This is a genomic window from Mitsuaria sp. TWR114, from assembly GCF_007997345.1.
The window spans coordinates 1-541 of sequence record NZ_VOSR01001052.1 but is presented as its reverse complement, the minus strand read 5'-3'; the positions used below and the strand labels follow the sequence as shown (position 1 = coordinate 541).

General features: G+C 70.6%; 1 protein-coding gene. It reads left to right on the top strand.

The features are described 5' to 3' along the window. Positions 1-541, top strand: a 541-nt coding sequence (locus FUT87_RS29640; protein ID WP_222617323.1) for a hypothetical protein, incomplete at both ends; no start/stop codon positions are given.

The window sequence follows — 541 nt, the reverse complement described above, 5'->3', positions numbered from 1 at the left end:
CGCCGGCGGGGCGGTGAATTACCTGGCGCATGCGCAACTGGTGCTGGGCGCGTCGATCCAGCAGACGGGCGATCGCCGGACGGCGAGCGCTCGGCGGACTGGGCGGTCACCGATGCCGCCAAGCTGTTCGTCAGCGGATTCCACTCCAGCGAGCGTGGCTTCGGCTTCGACCTTCAATCGATGCTCCTGTACCGCGGCGGCAGCCTGGCCGTCAGCCACAACGAGGCGCGGGAGGCGTCGTCCCGTCTCCTCGCAGCGAGCTCGCGAGAGCGGCTGGCCAGCAGCTCGATCGCCTGGTCCCACCAGTGGTCGACCCGCACCCAGGTCAGCGGCTACCTGACACACACCCAGGGCCGCACGCGGGGCACCGGCCTCGACCTGGGCCTGACCCATCAGCGCAAGCTGTTCGGCTCGGACGCCCACCTCCGGTTCTCGGCCTTCGATCGACCGCTGGGCACCCTCGGCCGGCGGGATCGCGGCCTGAACCTCACCTTGACCATGGCCCTGGGCGATAGCCGGCGCAGCTACAGCATGAGCGCCG